20 protein-coding genes are annotated in these 24,249 nt (G+C 40.9%); 13 read left to right on the forward strand and 7 right to left on the reverse strand.

Annotated elements, in window-relative coordinates:
- The first annotated feature begins 194 nt into the window (after nucleotides 1-194).
- The 8 genes from FC85_RS05435 to FC85_RS05470 all read left to right on the forward strand — a co-directional run bounded on the left by FC85_RS05435 (nucleotide 195) and on the right by FC85_RS05470 (nucleotide 8,691).
- Entirely contained in the window at nucleotides 195-1,541 is a 1,347-nt protein-coding gene (locus FC85_RS05435; protein WP_147008625.1) for a purine-cytosine permease family protein, read from the forward strand.
- Nucleotides 1,538-2,422 (forward strand): PfkB family carbohydrate kinase, encoded by an 885-nt coding sequence (locus tag FC85_RS05440; RefSeq protein WP_057864539.1) that lies wholly within the window; start codon nucleotides 1,538-1,540, stop codon nucleotides 2,420-2,422. Before FC85_RS05435 ends, FC85_RS05440 begins: the two co-directional genes overlap by 4 nt.
- A gap of 287 nt (nucleotides 2,423-2,709) precedes the next feature.
- On the forward strand, nucleotides 2,710-3,399 hold the full coding sequence (croR, locus tag FC85_RS05445) for a response regulator transcription factor CroR (RefSeq protein WP_057864573.1): 690 nt from the start codon (nucleotides 2,710-2,712) through the stop codon (nucleotides 3,397-3,399).
- Between the two features lie 526 nt (nucleotides 3,400-3,925).
- Nucleotides 3,926-5,095, forward strand: a complete 1,170-nt coding sequence (locus FC85_RS05450; RefSeq protein ID WP_057864540.1) for a sensor histidine kinase — start codon at nucleotides 3,926-3,928, stop codon at nucleotides 5,093-5,095.
- An 11-nt stretch (nucleotides 5,096-5,106) separates the two neighbouring features.
- Nucleotides 5,107-6,372, forward strand: a complete 1,266-nt coding sequence (locus FC85_RS05455; protein ID WP_057864541.1) for a D-alanyl-D-alanine carboxypeptidase family protein — start codon at nucleotides 5,107-5,109, stop codon at nucleotides 6,370-6,372.
- 235 nt (nucleotides 6,373-6,607) lie between these two features.
- A complete protein-coding gene (locus tag FC85_RS05460) occupies nucleotides 6,608-7,396 on the forward strand; it encodes an AzlC family ABC transporter permease (RefSeq protein WP_057864542.1) in 789 nt (262 codons plus the stop codon).
- 5 nt (nucleotides 7,397-7,401) lie between these two features.
- A complete protein-coding gene (locus tag FC85_RS05465; RefSeq protein ID WP_057864543.1) occupies nucleotides 7,402-7,731 on the forward strand; it encodes an AzlD domain-containing protein in 330 nt (109 codons plus the stop codon).
- A gap of 357 nt (nucleotides 7,732-8,088) precedes the next feature.
- Complete coding sequence (locus FC85_RS05470; RefSeq protein ID WP_057864544.1) at nucleotides 8,089-8,691, forward strand: nitroreductase family protein; 603 nt, start codon at nucleotides 8,089-8,091, stop codon at nucleotides 8,689-8,691.
- Between the two features lie 549 nt (nucleotides 8,692-9,240).
- Here the strand turns inward: FC85_RS05470 and FC85_RS05480 are convergent.
- Both FC85_RS05480 and FC85_RS05485 read right to left on the reverse strand, forming a co-directional pair.
- Nucleotides 9,241-9,621: a DUF1694 domain-containing protein gene (locus FC85_RS05480; protein WP_057864546.1), complete on the reverse strand. Its 381-nt coding sequence runs from the start codon at nucleotides 9,619-9,621 to the stop codon at nucleotides 9,241-9,243.
- Between the two features lie 191 nt (nucleotides 9,622-9,812).
- Nucleotides 9,813-10,985, reverse strand: coding sequence for a class I SAM-dependent methyltransferase (locus tag FC85_RS05485; RefSeq protein ID WP_057864547.1), 1,173 nt, complete (start codon nucleotides 10,983-10,985; stop codon nucleotides 9,813-9,815).
- A 376-nt stretch (nucleotides 10,986-11,361) separates the two neighbouring features.
- Between FC85_RS05485 and FC85_RS05490 the strand changes: the two genes are divergently transcribed.
- Complete coding sequence (locus FC85_RS05490) at nucleotides 11,362-12,285, forward strand: hypothetical protein (protein WP_057864548.1); 924 nt, start codon at nucleotides 11,362-11,364, stop codon at nucleotides 12,283-12,285.
- A 411-nt stretch (nucleotides 12,286-12,696) separates the two neighbouring features.
- On the forward strand, nucleotides 12,697-13,689 hold the full coding sequence (locus FC85_RS05495; RefSeq protein WP_083484993.1) for an AI-2E family transporter: 993 nt from the start codon (nucleotides 12,697-12,699) through the stop codon (nucleotides 13,687-13,689).
- Nucleotides 13,690-13,855: 166 nt separating this feature from the next.
- Here the strand turns inward: FC85_RS05495 and FC85_RS05500 are convergent, their stop codons facing one another.
- Together FC85_RS05500 and FC85_RS05505 are read right to left on the reverse strand one after the other, a co-directional pair.
- Complete coding sequence (locus FC85_RS05500; protein ID WP_057864550.1) at nucleotides 13,856-14,704, reverse strand: hypothetical protein; 849 nt, start codon at nucleotides 14,702-14,704, stop codon at nucleotides 13,856-13,858.
- 13 nt (nucleotides 14,705-14,717) lie between these two features.
- Nucleotides 14,718-15,593 (reverse strand): hypothetical protein, encoded by an 876-nt coding sequence (locus tag FC85_RS05505; protein WP_057864551.1) that lies wholly within the window; start codon nucleotides 15,591-15,593, stop codon nucleotides 14,718-14,720.
- A 206-nt stretch (nucleotides 15,594-15,799) separates the two neighbouring features.
- On the opposite strand from FC85_RS05505, the gene FC85_RS05510 reads away from it, so the two are divergent.
- Entirely contained in the window at nucleotides 15,800-16,489 is a 690-nt protein-coding gene (locus tag FC85_RS05510) for a 2,3-diphosphoglycerate-dependent phosphoglycerate mutase (RefSeq protein ID WP_057864552.1), read from the forward strand.
- Between the two features lie 141 nt (nucleotides 16,490-16,630).
- Here the strand turns inward: FC85_RS05510 and FC85_RS05515 are convergent, their stop codons facing one another.
- The 3 genes from FC85_RS05515 to FC85_RS05525 all read right to left on the reverse strand — a co-directional run bounded on the left by FC85_RS05515 (nucleotide 16,631) and on the right by FC85_RS05525 (nucleotide 19,389).
- Entirely contained in the window at nucleotides 16,631-17,983 is a 1,353-nt protein-coding gene (locus tag FC85_RS05515; RefSeq protein WP_057864553.1) for a threonine/serine exporter family protein, read from the reverse strand.
- Nucleotides 17,984-18,193: 210 nt separating this feature from the next.
- Nucleotides 18,194-18,850, reverse strand: coding sequence for an SDR family NAD(P)-dependent oxidoreductase (locus FC85_RS05520; RefSeq protein WP_057864554.1), 657 nt, complete (start codon nucleotides 18,848-18,850; stop codon nucleotides 18,194-18,196).
- Between the two features lie 26 nt (nucleotides 18,851-18,876).
- Nucleotides 18,877-19,389: a DNA-3-methyladenine glycosylase I gene (locus FC85_RS05525; RefSeq protein ID WP_083484989.1), complete on the reverse strand. Its 513-nt coding sequence runs from the start codon at nucleotides 19,387-19,389 to the stop codon at nucleotides 18,877-18,879.
- A 430-nt stretch (nucleotides 19,390-19,819) separates the two neighbouring features.
- Here FC85_RS05525 and arcD point away from each other — a divergent pair, with 430 nt between their 5' ends.
- Together arcD and FC85_RS05535 are read left to right on the forward strand one after the other, a co-directional pair.
- On the forward strand, nucleotides 19,820-21,262 hold the full coding sequence (arcD, locus tag FC85_RS05530; RefSeq protein WP_057864556.1) for an arginine-ornithine antiporter: 1,443 nt from the start codon (nucleotides 19,820-19,822) through the stop codon (nucleotides 21,260-21,262).
- A gap of 562 nt (nucleotides 21,263-21,824) precedes the next feature.
- On the forward strand, nucleotides 21,825-23,822 hold the full coding sequence (locus FC85_RS05535) for a S53 family peptidase (RefSeq protein WP_147008607.1): 1,998 nt from the start codon (nucleotides 21,825-21,827) through the stop codon (nucleotides 23,820-23,822).
- Nucleotides 23,823-24,249 lie beyond the last annotated feature (427 nt).

The raw sequence follows: 24,249 nt of genomic DNA on the forward strand, positions 1-24,249 counted from the left end.
AATTAGTCAAGGAAGTTGTTTCCCGCCACGGATTTTAGAGGCTGAGACAAAAGTAATTTTATCCAGCCCCGTTTTGTGTAATCACGATTATTACCGAGTGGTAACATGCGCCAAAAGGCAACCGCCTTTCGTCCCACTCTCTAATTAAAATAAATCTTAATGAGGTGATCGTCTTGGACGACAACGTAATTTAAATTCCGACTGTTGATAAAACACTGACGCCCGGAAAATTATTTTATAATTGGTTTGCTGCAAATGTTGGCATCATGGGGTTTGTGTTTGGAGCGATGATTGTGAGTTACCACATGTCGTTTTTTCAAGCAATTCTGGCATCTCTGGTCGGGTCGTTGTCATTTCTGATTCCCGGTTGGGTGGCGATGATTGGCCAACGGGAAGGTGTCACAACGTTTAAGCTGAGCCGAGCTGCGTATGGCAGTCAAGGTAATAAGATTCCCAATACTATCGCTTGGCTCAACATGGTTGGCTGGTTGGCAGTGAATGTCATCACGGGATCGTTGCTGTTGGTTTCTTTATTTAAGTTTTTTGGTTTTACCAAAAGCAATGTGACGGTTGGTTTCTCGCTTATTATTTTTGGTGGCCTGGTCTTATTTTCCGGGGTTTTAAGTGAGAAAACGTTGGCTAACATTCAAACTTGGTTAAGTTGGGTCTTTGGTATTTTAACAATTGTGATATTAGGGCTGTTTTTGGTAAAAGCAAATTGGTCGGCGGCCATTCATTTACCAAGTGGTCATTGGGTAACTGGTTTTCTGCCGGCTGTTAGTATTGTTGCGGCCGGATCCGGCATTTCCTGGTCAATGGCAGCAGCTGACTGGGGTGCGTATGTTAAGCCAACGACTAAACCGGCTGCTACTTTTTGGAATACGACGTTGGGTGGTGCTGTCCCGTTATTCATTTTAATGGCGGGCGGCGTTGTTTTAAGTACGATTGAACCTACGTTAGCCGGCACTGGTGATCCGTTTGGTGTGATGTATGCGGCGCTGCCAAGTTGGATTGGTGCGATTTACTTTGTGGTTGCAGCCGGTGGCCTAATTCCACAATGCATTATTTCGTTTAGATCAGCTCGAATTAATTTAGCAACCATTGGTATTAACGTTTCTCAGCGGACTTCGTTGATCTTTCATGGGGCTATTGTGATATTGATCCCAGTATATGTGTTATTTATTTCGGGTAATTTTTTAGGTAATTTTGAAATTTTTCTGAACTTTCTGGGCATTTGTTTGGCCAGTTGGGTTGCTATTTTTCTCTGTGATAGCGTGATGTTTCGACAGCGGGGGTATGATATCAAGCTTCTTGACCCTAATTCGCAGTTCAAATACAACTGGGGTGGCATTATTTCCTGGATCATTTCAACAATTACTGGATTCTTATTTACGAATAATGCCATTTGGAATGGTCCATTTGCTTATGGCATTTTTCGGAATAATAGTTTGGGTGTCTTTGTTGCAGCGGTTTTGGCAATTGGGTCAATGCTGATCGTCAAAATCGCACGGATTCAGCGAAAAAGTGGGGTAACACGATGAGTCGATCATTGATCATTGGCGCGGCGTTTGTGGACATTGTGCTCGAATTACCAAAGCTGCCTTCATCTGGTCAGGACGTGACTGCTAATTTCCGAAAGTATAACATTGGTGGTTCGGCCTTTAATGTTTATGGGGCACTCCAGTATGCTGAACAGCCTGCTGATTTATTTGTACCGGTGGGGAATGGCCAATATGCTGATATGGTTCGGGCTCAAATGCAGCGGGCAAAGATTTCTGAAAAATTATCCATTTCAACTGGTGATAATGGCTGGGATTTGTCATTTGTTGAGCCCAACGGTGAGCGAACTTTTGTGACGATTCAAGGGGTCGAGCAGCAGTGGCGACCAGAGTGGTTTGATAATATTAACGTGAAAGACTACCAATATTTTTATTTAAGCGGTTATGAAATGGAAGACCCCAAAACAGCAAATGTGATTCTAGATGGACTAGCAAATCGTCGATCAGATTCTTACCTGTTATTTGACGTTTCGCCGCGAGTATCCTATCTCTCACCGAAAATTATGGCACGATTATTGACGCAACACGTGATTGTTCATGCGAATCAGGATGAAGTTGGTGAACTCTTGGGAAATGGGAGTAATCTGGCAGGCAAAATTACTCAGGTTAATCAACGAACGAACGCGCCGGTATTAGTGACACTGGGTGAAGCCGGTACGTTATATTATCATGATGGCAAGCAGGAAAAAATAACCGCTGAGAAAAACCGAGTTGTTAACACAATTGGTGCTGGTGATACTTATTGTGGCGGAATCATTGCTGGGCTGAGCCAGGGAATGTCAATGATTGATGCCATTAAATTTGGAACCCATCTGGCCTCGTTGGTTGTTGGTCAGGAAACGAGTAGTTTAATTAATCACTGAGTTAATGCTTGGAGTCGGAGTAAGATCATTTTGCCCCGACTTTTTTGTGCTTTGAAGGATGGTTTGGGATGGCAGGTTTTGGTTCCTTACATATTAGTGAGCAGAGTGATATGACTGGGTAGAAAGCTGTCTTTTGCGTCACTGCGACTTCTGTAGTTTCTTTTAAGTTGGTTTTCTAAGAGTTGTCAGTTACACTAGAAAGTGTAAAATCAGTGTTGAACGACAAATTTAACGGTAAATGATAACTTATAACAATAACAATTTAAAAATAATGAGGTTGATTAATGATGAAAATTTTAGTTGTCGACGATGATAAAGAGATTGCTCAACTGCTTGAAATTTATATTCGAAATGAAGGTTACGAACCAGTTTCAGCATATAGTGGCCAAGAAGCATTATCCAAGTTGCGGACTGAGTCTGATATTGGCTTAATGATTTTGGACATTATGATGCCGGGAATGAATGGTATTGAAGTGATTAAAGAGGTTCGTAAAGATTCCCAAATTCCAATTATTATTTTATCCGCGAAGACTGAAGATATGGATAAAATTCAGGGACTGATTAGCGGTGCCGATGACTATGTGACTAAGCCATTTAACCCGCTTGAGGTGATGGCGCGAGTTAAGTCGCTTTTACGACGGACTGAGGAACATGTTAAAAATGATACCCCGGATGTTTTGGATATTGGACCTTTAACAATCAATAAGGATTCACACGAAGTCAAAACAATCACTGGCACGCCTATTCAGCTGACGGCTTTGGAATTTGGGATCCTGTACCTGTTGGCAAGTCATCCTAACCGGGTCTTTTCGGCGGATGAAATTTTCGAGCGAGTATGGCGTCAAGAGAGTATTGTCTCGGCTAAAACAGTCATGGTTCATGTGAGCCATTTGAGAGATAAGATTGAGGACGCCACAAACGGTGAAAAGGTAATCCAAACGGTGTGGGGCGTCGGGTATAAGATTGAGAGCCATTAGAACAGAGTGTGCCAGAAAGCGGTTAGATCCCAGAATATAAGCACCCTAAGCCCAATATTCCGGGCTTGAATATTGGGCTTAGGGTGCTTATATGGCCGGGATCTGCTTTCTGGCACACGTTTCGGCACGGTAGCCAGCCAAAAAAGAAATATTCCGGGCTTGAATATTGGGCTTAAGGTGCTTATATGGCCGGGATCTGCTTCTTAAAGCACGTTTCGGCACGGTAGCCAGCCAAAAAAGAAATATTCCGGGCTTGAATATTGGGCTTAAGGTGCTTATATGGCCGGGATCTGCTTTCTGGCACACGTTTCGGCTAGGTAGCCAGTCCAAAAAGGAAATATTCCGGGCTTGAATATTAGGCTTAGGGTGCTTATATGGCCGGGATCTGCTTTCTGGTAAACCACTTAAACAAGTTATAGTCATTTATTTCGAAAGGGATCAATTCACCAACCTATTGTCATACTAAGTTGGCAAGAATTGGTATGTTTCATTGTTGTCAATTTTATTTGAAGGAAGAGGGACCATCTTGAAGTTAACCGGCCGTGAAAAAACAGAATTGTTTCTTGAAGGAATTGTAACGGTCATCCTGCTCTTGTTGCTAAATCTGTCGATTATCATTCTGATTAACCAGTCAATCCAAACAAATCCGGGCCTCCGGGATGGCATTTTCATTATTAAACGATCGATCTTAATTGGACCTGATCACTTTCATCTTTGGAGCTGGGAGAACATTTTTATTACATTAATGCTGGTCTTTGACGCCGCGGTTGTTTATTGGCGTCTTATTCGGCGTTACCATCAAATGCAGCTGCGCCATATTATTAGTGAACTTCATTATATTGCGAATGGGCATTTGGATCACCGAATTGGCTTCAAGTTGAAAGGAAATACCCAGTCGGTTGTTGAGAGTATCAATGCGTTGGTTGATAGTGTCATTAAATCAATGGATGAAGAGCGGGCAATTGAAAATTCGAAGGATGAGCTGATTACTAACGTCAGTCATGATCTACGAACGCCATTAACTTCTATTTTGGGCTATCTGGGATTGATCCAGGACAAGCAGTATCATAGTCAGGAAGACCTGTTAAAATATACAGAAGTTGCCTATTTAAAAGCTAAGCAGATGAAATCACTGGTTGACAATCTGTTTGAGTATACCAAGGTTAAACAAACCGGGACCCCGTTATCAATTAATCGAATTGATTTAAATCAGATGATGGAACAATTAGTTGCAAGTTTTGAATTGGAAGCCAAAAAAGTGGGCTTGACCATTTCTGCCAAAGATACTGATCAGCCATTATATATTGAAGCAGATGCTGAAAAGCTTGGTCGGGTTTTTAATAATTTAATTTCCAACGCGATCAAGTATGGGAAGGATGGCAAGCACATTTATTTGGATGCGCAAACCGGCCAACCTGGAGAAGTCATCATTCATGTTTCTAACGACGGGTCGCAGATCCCTCAGAAATCTTTAGATCAAATCTTTGAACGCTTTTACCGCGTCGAAGCTTCTCGCAATAAAGATACTGGTGGTTCTGGCTTAGGCTTAGCGATTGCCCAGAGTATTATCGATTTGCATGGGGGTTATATCAGTGTTAGTTCCGATGAAAGATTGACGACGTTTTCTATTCATCTCCCCGTTAAACACGGTGATCGACTGACCAAGAAAGATCAAGCACCTAAAACTACCAATTAGAAGGGATCTCTATGAAGTCCAAGCTTAAATTACTTCTCGTTGCAATTGCATTATTTGCGTTACCATTAAGTACCCAGCCTTATGTTAGTGCCAGCACGGTTGAAACAGCTCAGCCCAAAATTTATGCAAAGGCAGCGATTGCCGTTGATGCTAATACGGGGCAAATCTTATATCAGAAGAATGCTAACCAACCGTTGGCAATTGCTTCAATTTCCAAGTTGATGACGATCTATATTGTGCATCAACAAATTAGCCAGGGAAAACTATCTTGGAATGATCATGTGAAGATAACCCCGGCAGTGGCTAAACTTAGTACAGCGTCTGGATTGACTAATGTGCCATTGAAATCTGGTCATTCTTATTCAGTACGTGCGTTAGTTAATGCTACTTTAGTTGCTTCTGCGAATGCGGCAGCGATTGCGTTGGGTCAAGAAGTTTCCGGAAGTTCAAGCCAATTTGCCGCTAAAATGAATCAAACGGCCAAAAAATTGGGGATTACCGATGCTAAATTTTACAACGCCTCCGGGTTAACGAATAAATTGACGGGTGGGTTAGCCTTGAAAGGGGTTAATGCCAACGCTGAAAATGAATTATCAGCCAGTGACGTTGCACTATTAGCCAGTCGGTTGTTGAAACGTTTTCCTAAAGTAACTCAAATTACCAGCCAAGCACAGTCTTCGTTTTATGGGACGGCAATTAGTGGGCACAATGAACTACTAGGCAACAAGCAAATTGCACGTGGCGCGGTCGTTGACGGACTAAAAACCGGGACTTCTGATAAGGCCGGTGCTTGCTTTGTGGGTTCGGCTACCCGTCAACACCATCGAATTATTACAGTTGTTTTGGGAACGCGTAACGATAGTGCCACGGATCCAGCTCGATTTATCCAAACAGCTAAATTAATGAAATTTGTTTTCACAAAGCAACATCCAATTATTGTTTCAAAAAATAGTCAGGTCAAAGGCGTTCATCTGGCAAAGGTACCTGACGGGAAACAAACCAGTGTTGATGTGGTGAACCAAAAGAAAACGTGGGTTTGGGCACCTAAGGCCATTTCTCGAAAGCAAATTACGGCCAAATATTTGCATCATCCTAAAAAAATTGCCGCACCTGCTAAGAAGAATACGAGTGCTGGGACTGCAAGACTCCTTGCTAATGGTCAGGCGCCAAAGTACTTAGCTACTTATCAGGGGACAATTAAATTGTTCACAAACAAGTCGGTAAAGAAGGCCAATCCGTTTGTTCTCCTATGGCGAGCAATTTTGCGGCTCTTTTGAAAATGAATTGCCGTAAAAGTGTTTATTAATTGTTCAATATCCCATATAATTGAACTTGAATTGTGTTTACATTATTTTTACATTGAAATGTGATGTGTGTCGAAAAGTTACATAACTGAGATTTTGAGTAGAATAATTGACTAAATTTAGTTAGGTGGCATAAATTGTCGGGCGCGGAGCATTTAAGGAAACAGTTAAATCTGAATTTAAAGGTTTTTAAATGGAGGAAATCTTTTTGGGTAGAAATGCTGCAAGAATTGATAAGGATGCGCCGTATTGGAAAAAGATTTTAGACGCATCGTTACCAGTAGACTTGAGTTATATTCCAATCGGTTTGGCGTGTGGGATTTTATTGCATGCTTCGGGATTTAATGTTTGGACAACGTTGATGGTGTCAATCATGGTCTTTTCAGGTGGTGCGCAGTTTTTAATTGCTTCACTACTGGCGACTAATTCACCAATGTTATCGGTTATCCTGATGTTGTTTTTTCTTGAGTTGAGGTATGCGTTACTGGGATCGAGTCTTTCCAAATACTTACATGGGCAGTCGCTAGGCTTTACAGCGATATTTGCGGCGTCAATGAATGACGAAAATTACGCCTTAAACTATCTGAAGTTTTCAACCGATAAAAAGTTCACGCCCAAAGATGCTTTGAACGTCGAACACACAACTTTGTTATTTTGGACGGTTAGCAACCTGATCGGGAGTTTAATTGGCAGTGCCATTAATATTGATTTAACGATTGTCCATTTTGCCTTGACCGCATTGTTTTTATACATGATTGTGATGCAGTCAAAGAACGGTTTAATTATTGTAATCTGTGTTTTATCCGGCTTCTTGGCGGCTTTTTTCATGGTTCTTACCAAATCAACGCTTGGATTGGTTATTTCGACTGTAGTCGCCTCTTTCATTGGATTTGCGGTGGAAGCTACAATCCGAAAGTTCGATCCAAAGAGTGGTTGGCTCAGGTCAATTAAAAACCTTGCTGGTGGGCCTGATGAAGACATTAATGACGAGGAGTAGGATTTATGGAATGGAACACGACACAACATGTTTGGCTGATATTAGCGTGTTTTTGCGTGGCGTTTGCACCACGTTTGATCCCGTTACTATTTTTTCGTACTCGAAAAATACCTGACTGGTTCAATGAATGGATGAGGTATGTGCCCATTTCATTATTCACGGCACTGGTTGTTAAGGATCTTTTCATTTCGCCAGATTATGCAGTGACTTTCAGTCGAATCCCAGAAATGGTGGCCGCTGTTATTGTGATCGGCATTGCCTTTTGGACACGCTCGATGGCAATTTCGGTTGTCCTTGGACTGGCTGCTGTCTTTATGTTGGCGCTGTTTTTGTAGTCAATATTAGGTGATTATTTTAGATTAACATTTAAAATTAAATAAAAATTGTGATGGGGCTGAGACAATGTGATTTTGTCCAGCCTTATTTTGTGTCATCATGGCTATTGCCTCACGTTACTTTTGATGACGTGTGAACATTAGAACTAAATGATGGGCTAGGATAATTGTCAGTATTAGGGGTGGTTGTGGCGTTAAACATGAAAAATTCAAAGCGCGCAAGGGATGAGTCAATCATGTTAATGGTGATATCGGGATCATTGAATTAAGAAATTAACTAAAAATCCTTTACTTATTAAAAGTAAGTTGATATACTTATAAGCATTGAATAAGAAATAAATAAAGCGAGGTATTACAATGAAGGAACAACTTTTAGACTTAGCTAAGAAACGCCGTTCAATTTATGCATTAGGCCGTAACGTTGAACAATCCCAGGATGATATTGCTAACTTGATTAAAGAAGATATCAAGTGGGCACCAACTCCGTTTAACAATCAAACAACCCGTGCCGTGATTTTGTTTAATGAGAATCACGAAAAGTTGTGGGACATTGTTGCAAAGCGTCTGAAGTCGGAGGTCCCAACTGAGGCTGCTTATCAAAAGACTTTGGAAAAGATTAACGGCTTTAAAGCTGCTTTTGGAACGGTTCTTTTCTACACTGACGAAGAAATTGTTCATCGTTTTGAAAATGATTTTGCATTGTATGCTGATAACTTTGCTGATTGGTCGGAACAAGCGCAAGGAAATGCCCAATTTGCTGTTTGGACATCATTAGCTGAAAATGGTATTGGCGCCAACTTGCAACATTACAACCCACTGATCGATGACCAAGTAAAGGAAGCCTTTAATATTCCTGATAGCTGGAAGCTCAGAGCGCAATTGGACTTTGGCTCAATTGAAGCACCGGCAGGGGACAAAGACTTTATCGAGGATTCGGAACGGTTTAGGGTGTTAAAATAACAAGAGTGGTCTAGCAAGCGGTTAGATTCCAGAACATAAGGCCCCTAAACCCAATATTCCTGAACTTGGAATGTTGGGTTTAGGGGCCTTATGTGGCCGGAATCTGCTTGCTAGACCACGTTTTCGACTAGATAACCAATACCGAGCCGAATATTCCTGATTTTGGAATATGGGCAGTTACAAATGGCTTATATGTGCGGAATCTGCTTGCTAGACCACGTTTCGGCCAAGCAGCCAGCCCAGAATCCAAACCCTGATTTTGGAATATGGGCATTAATGGCTTATATGGCCGGAATCTGCTTCTGATTGGCTCTTTCCACACTTTAGTGAAATTTTGATGATGATTGTTAAACCGCAAACTGAAAACGGAATAACTTGGCAAGTTCAACCAATTTTCATCTGATTTTATTTTCAATTATCACTTCATCATGGAAAGAGCCTTCTGATTCCACGTTTCGAACACTAATCGATATCCAAGAATTGATAACAAAAGGTTGAGACAGTTTCACGTCTCAACCTTTTTTCATCGGCTTCTCAATATCAATAAAGTTACAACAAAATTCGCCGTTTGATTTTTTTATCTGGTGAAGCGATAACCAATCCAAAATCACCTGAATGAACCTCTTGTTCAACTCGAACACCATTTTGAACGAGAATGGTAAATTGATAATTTGATTGGACCGCAAGTTTCATAAATTTTGTAATAAGCGAGTCTGGCATTTTGCCGTTGATATACATTCGGTATTCGGGATAGTGGTCAACAATATTTTGAACCATCTTAACGGTTTCAGGTTGACGCAATTGTTGAATGGTTAACGCCAAGGCAACGCGTTCACGAAAATTACCCAAAAATGCTCGTTTTTCGTCTGGTTTAAGTTCGGGCTGACCAAACATATGCTGCTTAATAAACTCTTCTGATTCATTTGCCATTACAGAGGCTCCTTTCATCCTGAACAATTAACGCTACTATACCAGAGTATTCTGAAATTGTCTTGTTGTTAGAGGGCAGGCTGATATCGCAAAAATTTGATTGTGATTACTGAATGGCATAACTAAGCAGAACCTGATTTTTTGAATCGATTTCCAGCCTTTAAATTAACTACTTGGTTGGCAAAAGTACGTTATTGATACATATATTCCCTTGTCATTGGCAAATTGTGGCCTGATGGTCCCTTTGAAATGAGATATTGCATGACGTCAATATTGCCAGAACGAAATGAAGCGGCACATGCTTGGAGATACAAGTCCCACATTCGAGCGAACCGTTTATCAAACATATCTTCAACTTGGCCGCGGACATGATTAAAATTATCATCCCAAGTCTCAGTCGTTTTCTGATAGTGACGGCGCAATGATTCCAAGTCATAAATTTGCATGCCATTTTCAACGATGTGATCAAGATTTTCACTTAAGCCGGGAATGTAACCACCCGGGAAAATCCATTTATTGATCCAGCCGTTGAGGGCACCCCCTTGCTGACGGGTAATTCCGTGAATAAGTGCGGTGCCGTTGGGAGCTAAATAATTTGCGACACAATTAAAGTACTCACCAAGGTTTTCTTTGCCAACGTGTTCAAACATACCAACTGAAGTAATGTAGTCAAATTGGACATCACCCAACTCACGATAATCCATGAGTTTGACTTCGGCGACATCTTTGAGACCCAGCAAGTTAATTTTCTGGTTGACGTAATCATACTGTTCCTTGCTCAATGTAATCCCAACAACGTGAACGCTGTATTTTTCCGCTGCCCGCAGCATTAATGTTCCCCAACCACAACCAATATCGAGAAGGGAACGGTGTGGCTTCAAATTTAGTTTTGCCAAAATATGATCGACTTTATTTTTCTGGGCAGTCTCTAAATCATCATTAGGGGTTTTAAAGTAGGCGCAGGAATAAGTCATTGTTTTATCCAACCAGAGCCGGTAAAAGTCATTACCAATGTCGTAGTGTTCTTGAACATCTTTGGCACTTTCTTTTTCATCGTGTGAGACTTTTGGTAGATAATGAATGAATTTTTTGTTGTGAAAGAAGCTGTTGGGATTCTCGTAAGCGGACGTAATTAAGTCTTCAATACTACCATGAATATCAATTTTGCCATCCATATAGCCCTCGCCAAGAGCGGTTGACGCATTTTTAATGATTTGGCGGATCGGGATTGCTTCGTGAAATGTGATACCGACTTTTGGCGTGCCATTCCCATAGATTTCTGTTTTGCCGTCCCAATATGTAACCTGAACCGGAATTGTAAAAGCGTCTTTCAAAAATGATCGATAGAAGTGTTTTTCAAGCATTAAATTTTCCCCTTTCAACTGGTGTCATATTTTGGCTGAATCATCAAGAAGCTGAAATAAGCGTTATTTTAACCAGCTTTTTTGAACAATCGCAACTATTATTGAGCGAAAACATGAGAGAAAAGACAACTCTCTGGCGTCCAACTGGATCATCTCACAATTCAACCTGCAGAGTAAACCTCTGGAAGTTAACCGCTTTTGTCTCACTCTGGATATTTCGCCATTCATATTTATTATACCTTTTAATCTAGGCGACTAAACACTTGAATGTCAGGGCTGCAAAAATGTTATAATTACGTTGAGACTTATTTCACAACTGTTTGGGATTGTGAACGATGATAATCTTAAACGTAATTATAATGTAGGAGGGCAAATTTTGAAGAAATGGATATGGGTTGTCATTACCATCATTATTGCAGGTTCGGTTGGTGGTTATGCATATGCTCGTCATAGTCAAAATGAAAAATTATACGCGCAGGCAATGCAACGCGCCAGCCTTCAAATTTCAAATGAGAATTACCCGTCGGCTGAAACATCATTTACCAACGCCTTGAAACGTAAGCCAAGCGATACAAAAGCGAGTCGGCTGCTTAATCAGACCCAATCATTCATCGCTGCCAATGAATCGTTTGACAATCAGCAGTTTGGAACTGCGAAGGACAATTATCAATCCGTTGCCAATACAAAAAAGGGTAACGAGCAACTAAAGGATCGGGCTCAAACGCGAATCGATACAATTAAAACCATTCAGGGCAATATGAAGACCTATAATAAGCTTTATGATCAGGCCTTGAACGAGAGTGGTGAGGGAAAGTACGTACAATCTAATAGTACTTTGGACAAACTCTTCGCTGACAAATCGATCAAGCAAACCTACTACACTAGCATTTTGACAAAAGCCAAGAAGCTGCAAAAGCAAAACAACAATGCAATCAGTGGTTCAACGTTTGATTCCGGGAGTAGTACGGCTAGTTCAAGTAATGATTTTGAACAGTCCAATTCTAATCAGAATACGACTAACAATCCCAATGTTTCTTCCAGTAGCAGTGCTAGTCTGACTTCTTCAGAAAAGAAGGCAGCCAATGATTACAAAGGATCTAATGAATACACGGTTACTAAGAAGGATAAAGAGGTAAATGGTAAGCCGATTACCGATAACCAAATTACCAAAGCCCGTCAAGAAATTAGCGCTGCCGGTGTTGATTCGAATGCCATGAGTGATCAAGATGTCCGAAACGTTATTAAGGGCGCCCATACTAATCACCAAACGATCCAGCAGTATGTTAAAGAAAAATACTAAGACAAATTGATTGGTATTACATCAGATTTGTATTTAACTAGGATTCATTCAAAAGGGGAGTGGGGGCTGAGACAAAAGTGATTTTGTCCAGCCTCCCATTTTTGTAATCACGACTATTACCAAGCCGAAACGTGAGATAAAAGGCAACTTCCTGCCGTACAACCGAATTATCCGGATATTCAAGTCCGGAATATTCGGATAACCCAGTTGTACTCTGGAAGTTAACCGCCTTTTGTCTCACTCTCCCCCTTTGATAAATCAACTAACATTTCCTTGTTTGAAACCGGTTCACTAGAGTAGAATTAGGATCACCCAGAGGGAAAACTAAAATTGATTCGAGAAGGAGTGGGTTGTTTGTCGGTTTGGTCAAGATTTGTTAATAATGTGCCACTTAGAAGATTTGCTGTATTGATGCTCGCAATTTTGGTGCTTTACATTGTCAGAAGTATGATGAGTACGATTTTGTTAACTTTTATCTTTTGTTTATTGGTGGTTAAACTCACTAATTTGGTCAGACGGCATGTCAAAATTCCGTCACAAGTCATCGTTACCGTCCTGTATTTAGTGGTGATCTTGGCGCTGTATTATGCGATTACAATCTATATTCCGCGGATCGCGGAGCAAACCATTGGCTCAACCAAAGATATCATTGATTTTTATTCAAATCCAAAGAACTTACCAGATGATAATACTTTAGATTGGGTAAATGAACTCATTAAACAGAGTAATATCATGGGACAAATGAAAAATGGTGTTTCTCTGATTTGGAAGTACATCACTGGAATTGGGACGATGGGTGTAACATTGTTTCTGTCAATGATTTTGAGCTTCTTCTTTTCAATTGAGAAAAAAACAATGGATACCTTTTCGAGAACGTTCCTGCAAAGCGATTTTGGCTGGTTCTTTCAAGACTTATATTTCTTTGGCAAGAAATTTGTTTCAACTTTTGGCGTGGTGATTGAAGCCCAGTTCTTCATTGCAATTTGTAATACGATTCTAACTACCATTGTGATGGCATTTATGCATTTACCACAATTAGCAGTGTTGGCACTAATGGTCTTTATCCTGAGTTTGATTCCGGTTGCCGGAGTTATTATTTCTTTTGTTCCGTTATCGCTGGTTGGGTACTCGGTTGGTGGTATTCAGGATGTCTTTTATCTGTTAATTACAATCATCGTTGTCCATGCTTTTGAGGCTTATGTTTTAAATCCTAACTTTATGGCTTCACGAACGAATTTACCAATCTTCTATACGTTTGTTGTTTTATTAATTGGTGAACACTTCTTCGGTATCTGGGGGCTGATCTGTGGCGTCCCAATTTTTACATTTTTCTTGGATATCCTAGGAGTTAAACGCCATGATGAAACCGTTCCTGTACCAAAAGAACCGGATCCAAAAAAATAGCTGATAGGACTGGTTGTAACTTGCATTTTCCAGAAAATCGGTTGTCTTTTAAATCGTAATATTAGTAAATAGGGCATTTTCCAAGTCAATATGAATTGGTTGACTTGGAAAATGCCCTATTTACCGTGGCCTTAATGGCTGATGTTAACTAACTTTGTTTTGCACTTTAATACTTGCTCTTAATCTCAGCAGTTCCCAGATGCATCAAATAATTAGTTTTGCCAATCTGATAGCGACTCCCAATTTCAATTTTGCTGATATTTGTTGGTTCATTGGTTGCAGTAATTGGGGTTGCAGTGTATGCAAACAGCCGTTTGATGACGAGTCGATATCGATTGTTTCCCTTCTTATTAATTCGGGTAGTTTCTGCAAATTTTGGCTTGGTTTTAAAATATAAATCCAATTTCCCGTTATTTACCGAGTACGTTGCTTTTTGAATTTGAAGAGAATCGGTTGGCTTGGGTGCCAGCAGGCTGGTCATATTAACACTTTGAGAATACTCCAAATAGCCATTGGCAGTAATTTGAACCAAGGCTGCAGATTGCGTACTTGGATCGGCCGGCCAGACAGTCGTTTGCCATAGATTGCCATCAGCGACATATGAGCGATAAGCCCCCTTGGGATAGGATTTGTTAATCGCGTAAAAGTTGAGGTATGTGGGTTTGTGGACCCGTTTGAAATTCTTGGTGTTGGTAGAAATCCAATGGGTCCATTTGGTGGTGCTGTTATTCGCAATTAGTGGCTGGCGAATCTTATAGTTTAGCTGATTCGCATTTAAATCAATGTAACGCTTCTTATTGCGAGTAGTGACTCCTGCTACTTGAACAACAGTATTTTTAGGGATCGTCATTGAAATGGTTTTCTTGCTGTTATAGGTTTTGATCTGACGGGTTGTTTTTAAGAAGTTGTTTTTGGTAACTTTTAAGTAGGTATCGGCAGCCGCAACGTGGGTGGGGATGTTGAAGATAATCACAGCGCCCAGCATGGCACCAACTAACAAATGAATGATTTTCATGACATAATTCCCCTTAATTATCTAAATTAATTGATTCAGTTGTCATGTAGTAGTCCTTGTTGGCAACTGTATACTTTCCAGAAACCATGACGTAATCAACGTTTAATGGATCGGCAGGATTTTTTCCGTTTGAAATGTTAGTGACCGCATTTTGATACAGCCGATTAATAATCAGTCGATAGCGATAGTTGCCTTTTTTATGGAATTTGGTGGTTGCAATTTTTTTAGGCTTTGTCTTAAAGTACAAATTGAGATGTCCTTTGTTAAAGTAGAGTGCCTTCTGGACTTTTGTTGTACTATCTGGTTTTCCACTGATACTGTAATAGAAGGGTGACTTGCTAAAATGTTCAAGATAGCCGTTGGTTGTCACTCGAATTCGATTGGCGGTCGCACTTAAATAATCGGCTGGTAATTGAGTGCCCTGCCAAAGATTACCATCATTACGGGCGATTCGTGATGCACCGGTTGGGAAAATGTGGTTACCTGGATAATATTTTAAATAAGTTGGCCGTTTGATCCGTTTAAAAAGAGTCGATTTTGCTGCAATCCAAGCCGTGTAGCTGACAGTTGATTTGTGAGCCAAAAACGGTTTTCGGATGCTGTAGTTTAGCCCATCAACGGAAACTTGGAGATATGAATGACCACGTTTCGTGGTGGTTGTATAACCGGGCTGAAGAATCGTCCCTTTGGGAATGGTTACCTTGAACCGTTTAGTTGATGTCCCTTGAGTAGTAAGAATTTTTGCTTTAGTTAGGTAATAATGATGTGGTGAAACATTTATGTAACCCTTGCTAAGTTTGGTGGCCCTCGCGTCAGTCGTTTGCGAGGTGCTGCCCAACAAACACAGGCTGGCAGAAACGCCAAGTAAAATAGTCGTTAATTTTGTCAATTCCTTTGTATCCTCCCCATAGAAAGTATTCAATTCAAGTATACTTTAAACGCAGGTATTAGGATATCTTGACGTTCGTTTTTGTCTTGTTTGGATAACCGAGAATGTCCAAACTGCTTTTTTCCGATTGGGGCTGAAATTCCGGTGGATTTGGTGTAAAATCTAATGAGTATATGACTAAGAGAATTTAGAAAGAGGTAATTATATTGGCAAAACTTGTTTTAATTCGTCATGGTCAAAGTGAATGGAATTTATCTAACCAATTTACTGGTTGGGTTGATGTTGATTTAAGCGAAGAAGGCGTTAAGCAGGCTATCAATGCTGGTAAATTAATCAAACAAGCCGGCATTCAGTTCGACTATGCTTTCACTTCTGTTTTGACCCGTGCAATCAAGACATTACATTACGTATTGGAATACTCAGATCAACTTTGGATCCCAGAAGAAAAATCATGGCGTTTAAACGAGCGTCATTATGGTGCATTGCAAGGCCACAACAAGGCTAAGGCAGCTGAAAAGTATGGTGAAGATCAAGTTCATATTTGGCGTCGTTCATACGATGTTTTGCCACCACTTTTGAGTGCTGATGACGAAGGTTCAGCTGTTCACGACCGTCGTTATGCCAACCTTGATCCACATATTGTTCCTGGTGGTGAAAATCTCAAGGTTACTCTTGAACGAGTAATGCCATACTGGGAAGACAAGATTGCCCCATTATTGCTTGATGGCAAGAATGTGGTCATTGCCGCCCATGGTAATTCATTACGTGCCCTTTCCAAGTACATCGAAAACATTTCTGATGAAGACATCATGAATCTTGAAATGGCAACCGGTGAACCAGTTGTTTATGATTTTGATGATAAATTGAACGTTTTAAATAAGAAAAAATTGGACTAAAAGCCTGGAGTAGGGTGGTAAATGCCCAGCTCTCAGATTTTAAATAATAAAAGCCAATATTCCGAATCTTGGAATATTGGCTTTTATTATTTAACTGTTGGAAAAAAACATCTTCTGTCTCAATTTCAATTGGTTGAATAATTAATCAAAATGCCGCCATTCCTTATCCAACAAGACTCGAGCAACGAATAACCCAAACGGCAGGAACATGATGATCAATACCGCCTTTGTGAGCCACAGCGCGCCAACTGCGATTGAGTTAATCCCGATACTATAGACGGCGCGATAAATATAAAGGCCGGGAACCATAATTACAATGGATGGCACGGTGAGTGAAATTCGCGGATATCCATTGTAGCGGTTGATTAGGGATGCAAGTAAACCGGCAACCAGTGCGCCGCAGAAAGCCGCAGCGGCTGGTGGCATTGAAGTTAGGTCAACCAGTTCCAATCTTAGGGTGTTGGCAATGGCACCAATTAGTCCAGCGGCAGTTGCCATCCGAGTTGAGCTGTTAAACATAATTGAGAAGCCGAAGACCCCGCAAAAGCTGGCAGGTAGCCGCAGAAGCATCAAGACAAGGGGACTAATCCCAAGTGGGATAAAATCTTCAGGCTTTAAATTCACGGTTAATGCGACCAGCCAACCAATTAAAGTTGCAACGACGGTGATCATAATAGCATAGGCAAGTCGTTCCAGTCCTGAGCGCATGTCCAACTTGGAGATATCCAACATACTGGTAATAAATGGAAACCCTGGGATCACGAATAGCATTGCCCCAATATAACCTGCTTCGTGGTGAGCTGGAATTTGAAAGGCGTATTCAAATACTTTAAACATGCAGAGATAAACCAAGCAGGCCACTGCAACACCCACGGCTACGTTGGCAATGGTGGTCATCCGTTTATCAATCATTTTTCGGCGAGTCCAATTACCAAGACCAGCACCGACAAATGAGCAGAACATTTCGGGGAGACCACCACCCAGCAGAAAAATGAAGGCACTGCAGGCTAAGGCAGCCGCCAATCCAGCACTAACCGGTGAATAGCTTCCTGGTTTATGCTGGATTTCATCGATTCTCGCATGAATTTGTTTGATTGTTAAACCAGCGCATTCTTTTTTAAAATTCATTGCGAAATTTTCCAGTAGGTTTAATTTATCAGTATTAACTCCCGTACTTGGCAATGAAAGTACCTGAGAATAACTGAGGTCGGCTTCGAAGCAAGTGTATTCGATGGTTGTCAACCCGATATCAGCCGAACAGGTTAGTCCGAAAACTCGTGAGACAGTGTTCATCGCGTCACGAACCCGCCAAGCTCCTGTCCCGCAGGCTAACATCTGAATTCCAACCCGGCCAACAACTGAGGCTCGTTCCTTTAGACTGGCATCCTTAGCCAGAACATTATCATTTTCAATGAAGTTATTCCACGGAATTGTCATGTGGTGGCTTTGAGATAGTTTGATTTTTGATGAGACTTTTACTTTACTTTTATCCATGATAAACCCCGTATTTTATTTTTCTTACTATGTAATGAGAATTTTGTAAAAAGCATATACCCAAAAAGATAGCCCATTTACAACCTTTTTTCAAGTTAACGGTAAAGTAGATAAGCGCTTACATATCAGTATTTATAAGAAAACAGCAATCAAAAACAAAATTGCTTTTGACTGCTGTTTGAATTTTCAATAACGAATGCTGTCGGATTCCTAATGATACTGGACTTCTGCCGGTTGGCGGTCATTTGCCAAATTCTCAAAAGCGCCTGCGATTACATTTGGATCCATGTGACCTGGTTTTCCTTTCCGAATATACGTGTTGATGGTGACCATTCCGGCAAAAACACCTGATTTGCTTAATTCTTTATTCAGTGCCAAAACATAGCTGTGTAAGCCAGCTTTGCCGATTGACTGTTCAACATCACTTGGGCCTGGTTTGGCTGCCACGATACTACCAGTATATAGAAAGACCCCGTTACCGGTTTTCTTGACATAGGGAAGTGCCAAATTAGTGACGGTAATGGCACCGATTAAATTACTGGGAAGGCTTTGATTCAAGATGTCGGCGGTTAGTTCAGCTGGTTTGTTTTTGGTTCGCTGAGTTGCTGTATAAATAACGGTTTGAAGCTCACCTTTATCCGTGATTTGCCTTAATGCCGCACTAACAGTTGCCGGATCAGCCAAGTTGGCAGTCACCGCGAATGCCGAAATATGATCGTCGGCTAACACTTGTACTAAACTATCAAGGTCGGCTTGGTTTCTACCCAGCAACGCGATCGTGTTACCTTGAGAACCAAATCGTCTTGCAAGAGCTTCTCCGAGGCCAGCGTGTCCAGGACCGACAATTAATGTCACTTTTTCAGCCATTTTAAAGACTTCCTTTCATCGTTCATTTATTCGGGCTCATGTTTCAAGATACCTGTACTGACCAGCAGTAATTCGATCGTGGTGGGCCCGACAAACGTAAACCCACGCTTCTTCATGTCTTTGGCAACCAACGTGCCTAATGTGTGGGAATCGTGGGGAAGTGGTCCTTTAATAATATCCGCGTCAGAATGAGTTGGCTTAAACGACCACAGATAATCAGCCAGACTTTTAAATTCAGGCTGCAGGTTTAAAGTGGCCTGGGCATTTTGAACAACGGCCCGAATTTTACGCGGATTACGAATCATCTGAGGATTTGCCTCTAATTCTTCGAGATCTTGTTCATCAAATTTTGCAATTTCCGTGACATCAAAATGTTTAAAAACCTTGTCAAAAACTGGGAGTTTACTGGCTGCAACCCGCCAGTTCAGGCCCGGTTGGAAGACGTTTACAGTGAGCATTTCAAACATCACTCTTGGATCATGTGTTTCGGTACCAAACAGTTCATGGTAAATTTGAACACCATTTTTTTGTTCAGTCATCATTGGCCTCCTTGATTAGTTATTTTGAATGTAGAATAGCACGTTCTGATAATAGTGGGGTTGAAAACGCTTATTTAATGTTCGTAATGGTGTGACGGCTGGTATATAAAAATCTGGAGATTCCAATTAACGTTAATGTCTGGAATCAATCTCTTCTAAAGTCAGAAATAGTAGCATATTCTGGATTGTCGGTCTTAAATATTCTATTTTTATGCAAATTAGCACTGATTTCACCGAAAATGTGAATAATTTTCGCAAAATTTTAACATTTATATGTAAAGATGTTACAGTCGATTTTGGTATTCAAATCATAGGTTTTAAATTTTGTGAGAAAAATCTGACATGATATTCTAACTATAATGAAGCATTGACAGACATCAATGCCAATTGGCTTATATTAATGATTTTATGATGAAGGGAAGTGTTCACCATGACAACTCAAACGAATCAAATAACGAACCCGAAGGGAATTGGACTAACTTCGCTAACTGCGATGGCAGTGACAACCTCAATTGGCGCCGGCGTCTTTGCCCTAACTTCTGATTTGGCAAAAGCAGCCTCACCGGGTCCGGCATTGATTGCTTGGGGCATCGTTGGATTGGGAATTTTGATGCTGGCGTTATCTCTAAATAATCTTGTTTTGAAACGACCTGATCTTGAGGGTATCTTTGCTTATGCCGAAGCCGGATTTGGTCAATATGCCGGATTTATCAGCGGTTGGGGTTATTGGTTATCGTCATGGATGGGCAACGTGGCTTTTGCGACCGTGATGATGAGTGCCGTTGGCTACTTTATTCCAATTTTTAAAGCCGGCAATAACGTCCCATCAATTATGGTTGCCAGCGTGATTGCATGGAGCTTAACAGCCATTGTGAATCGCGGCGTTGAAAGTGCCGCAATTTTGAATGCGGTAATTACCGTTTGTAAATTAATTCCACTATTCACATTTATTGTCTTTGCAATTATCTTGTTTAAAGACCATCTATTTACTGCTGATTTTTGGAATAACATGACAGGGAATTTCAATGGTGGCGCAACCGTTGGCTCACAGATCAAGAATTGTATGATGGTGATGATGTGGGTCTTTGTTGGTATTGAAGGGGCCTCGATGATGTCATCGCGGGCTAAGAAAAAATCTGATGCCGGCAAAGCAACGATCTTAGGTCTGGCTTGTCTGCTGACAATTTACGTATTAGCCTCTCTTTTGCCATACGGCTATATGTCCCGGTCCGAATTGACGACCATTAATCAGCCGGCAATGGTTTATATTTTTAAAGATATGGTTGGAACCTGGGGTGGGGCCTTGATTAGCTTGGGATTGGTTATCTCAACACTTGGCTCATGGCTGTCGTGGACGATGTTACCGGCTGAAACGGTCAGTCTAATGGCAAAGCGAAATTTATTGCCCGCTATTTTCGGTCGGAAAAATAAACATGGTGCGCCGACATTCTCATTAATTGTAAGTGGCTTGTTAATCCAGGGATTTCTATGTACCCTGATCTTCACTGACCGGGCATATAATTTTGCCTATTCACTTTGTACGGCTGCAATTGTTGTATGCTATTTATTTGTGGCCGCGTACCAGATTAAATATTCTTTTCAACACATCCATGTAAAAGGAAATCGAATCCAGCTGTTGATTGGCATTCTGGCATTTGCCTTTGAAAGCATCGGCATTTATATGGCCGGCTTGCAGTATTTGTTGCTGTGTTCAATTGCCTACATTCCAGGATTCTTTCTATTTATGCACGCTCGTAAAGATGCTGCTGGCAGTAAATGGTTCAATAAAGTGGAATCATTGTTAACGGTGGCAGTGATTAGCAGTGCGATATTAGGAATTGTCTTATTCTCAATGGGAAGAATTAGTATCTAACAATCCGTTAATTATTTACAACTAAGCAGGAATCTGGTCTTGATAAAAAAAGACTGGGTTCCTTTTTTGTCTCTTAGCAGTTAGCTAGTGATTTTAAAGGATGACTTAAATCGGAAACCCAAAATAAACTTAATCGAAAACTAATTCATCAAAAATGCTTTAACAACGGGAAGGGTAACCTAATGTAACGTATTCATTGCTAGTCGAAAATAAGAGTGTGTGTTAGTGTTTTGCTTATGCGATCAATTAAATTGGCGGAGAAATTGTCACATTGCAAATGTCATGTTTTTGTAATGCTATTGACACAATTTCGAGAATGGCGTAATCTCACAATAGTTAGCAACGTTTGTGGTCTTAATGGGTGGTGATCATCTTTGAAAAGCTCGAGAGATGGGAATTTGATTGATCCGTTATTCACTTTCAGGATTAGAATTCATACATAATCAAAATGTGAATTAATGATAAGATCAAAAACGCTTTCAATTGTACTAGATCACTATTTGAGCGTATTCTAAAGGTGTGAATTTGAGCAATGATTTGGGGAAAATTTGAGTCTAATGATATGAGGAAGAAGTTGAGGAATTTGAGGAAGAAGAAATGGTTCGTTGGCGCTGTCAGCTTTGCAGCATTGCTATTGGTTTCGCCGGCAGCCCAGGCGGCGTCAAAAAAGAAAGCGGCTGGAAAGGATCCTTATGGGATCAATAAGCTCCTAAAACAGTTAAGTGGTAAGCAAAAGCTTTCACCAAACAAGCAGGTGCAACTCGAGGTTGTCCTGAAGCCACGGGATCAGAATCAAATGGCTGATCAGATTTATGCGGTTAATACACCAGGAAATCAGGACTTTAAACATTTTTACAGTCCTGCAAGTTTCCGTGCTAAATTTGGTCAAAATGCAGAAGTGGTTGGTCAGTATCGACCATATTTTAAAAAGTACCATTTAAAGACCCACAATTATAGTAATGGCTTAATGATTAAGGTTTCAGGGAAAGCTAAGAATGTTAATAAAGCTTTTAATACGAACTTACAAACGGCTAAGTATCGTGACAATCCCGTTCAGTTTTCATCTAAGAAGCCCAAAATGCCGGCTGAATTAGCTGACAATGTTTTGACAGTTCTAGGAATCACTAGTTTTAATAGTAAAATGGGCGGTGGCCTGACTCAAACGGGGGCTCAAGCCGCATCAGCCAAATCATCTAAAAATAAGACCAACAAGAAGACCAACAAGAAGACCAAGGTTCAGACTAAGGTGACCAAGAAGAAACCAACTAAGCCTGAGAAACAATTTGCACCTCAGAAGTTTGTTAATCGATATCATTTACAGCCCCTGTACGACAAAGGCTATTACGGACAAGGCCAAACTTTAGGGGTCGTTACTTTCGGTGGCTTCAGTAAGCGTGATGCCCAACAGTATTGGAAAGGTGAGCATATTGCAACTAAACCCAATCGGATTAGTGTTAAGAAACTTAGTGCACCGTCTCCATTTGGGGCAGCCGCTGAAAAGTCTTATGGTTTAGAGACGACGCTTGACGTTCAACAGTCGGGTGCGATTGCACCTCAAGCCAATATCCGGGTTTACCAATCGAAGTTTAGTGATGTTGGCATGGTTGATGCATTCACAACGGCATTTGATGAAAATCGAGTTAGTTCATTATCTTTGAGCTATGGCTTAAGTGAGTACATTATGCGTTACTTAAAAAATCAAGGCCTTATTAATCCGGTTTACGGCCAAGTTATGAATATTGTGATGGCTCAAGGTGCTATGCAAGGGATTTCAACATTTGTCGCTTCCGGTGATACCGGAGCCTATAACATTGGAATTGGCGGAAAAATTTTAAATGCCATTCAGTTACCAAATTATAGTATTTATGGTACTTTCCCAGCTGATAATCCGTGGGTCACAACGACGGGTGGGACGACCCTGCCGTTCCATAAAAATTATGGTCATGGTTTGAAATTCTCGGTTGATAAAGAACGGGCATGGGGTGGCGACTATATGTTTAAAGCCTTCGCCAAGCATCGAAACGTTTTCTTATCCAATCTAACCCTTTATTCTCAGTTATTAAATGGTGGTGGCGGTGGCATTAGCCACGTTTATGGCACACCACAGTACCAACAGGGTGTTTCAGGTGTTAATACGTTCAATGCTCGTGAGTTTATTTCCAATGCCCTTCAGCCCCGGATGAATCCGGTTCTGCTTAGTGGTACTGATTATGGGCGTAACTTCCCTGATGTTTCTGCAAATGCGGATCCAATGACTGGTTATCAAATTTATATGAAGAAGACCGGCTGGGTTTCAAACATTGGTGGGACAAGCGCCGTTGCACCACAGTTCAGCGGAGCAACTGCCGTTATTAATAGTGGTAAAGGTGGTCGTATGGGCTTTTGGAATCCACAAATATACAAATTGGCTCAAGATAAGGATAAAACGCCGTTTACGACGCTTGACAGCGCAACTGATAATTCCAATTTGTACTACACAGGCCAACCTGGTAAGATTTACAACCAAGCTACCGGTTTGGGAACGGTTGATTTTGAAAAACTGTATAACAATTTCCAGTAAATGATGAAATGCCGGCATTTGTTGGTCGCATCGTTGTTAAAAATTTGAATATTAAGCGAAGAAATTAGGAGCCTGAGTGATCGTGATGGTCGCTTTGGGCTTCTTTTTTATGGATTGCTGAATGATACTGGTTAGCATCTTTGTAGATTGTTGTATGAAAATGAGTGGTGGTGATTTTGATAGCTGAGGAGAAGTTTGAGGGAGAGGGTTAGTTGCTGAACTTTTTATTGTGCCAAAACGTGGTCTAACAAGCAGCTTCCGGCCATATAAGCCCTGCCAACCAATATCCCAAAACAAGGATATTGGTTTGTAGATTAGATTATTTATTATGCTGAAACGTGGAATCAGAAGCAGATCCCGGCCATATAAGCAACACAACCCCATATTCCAAATTCAGGAATATGGGGTTGCCATTTTGGTAGATTAT

Origin of the sequence: Lentilactobacillus diolivorans DSM 14421, from assembly GCF_001434255.1 — a bacterium.
Lineage (GTDB): Bacteria > Bacillota > Bacilli > Lactobacillales > Lactobacillaceae > Lentilactobacillus > Lentilactobacillus diolivorans.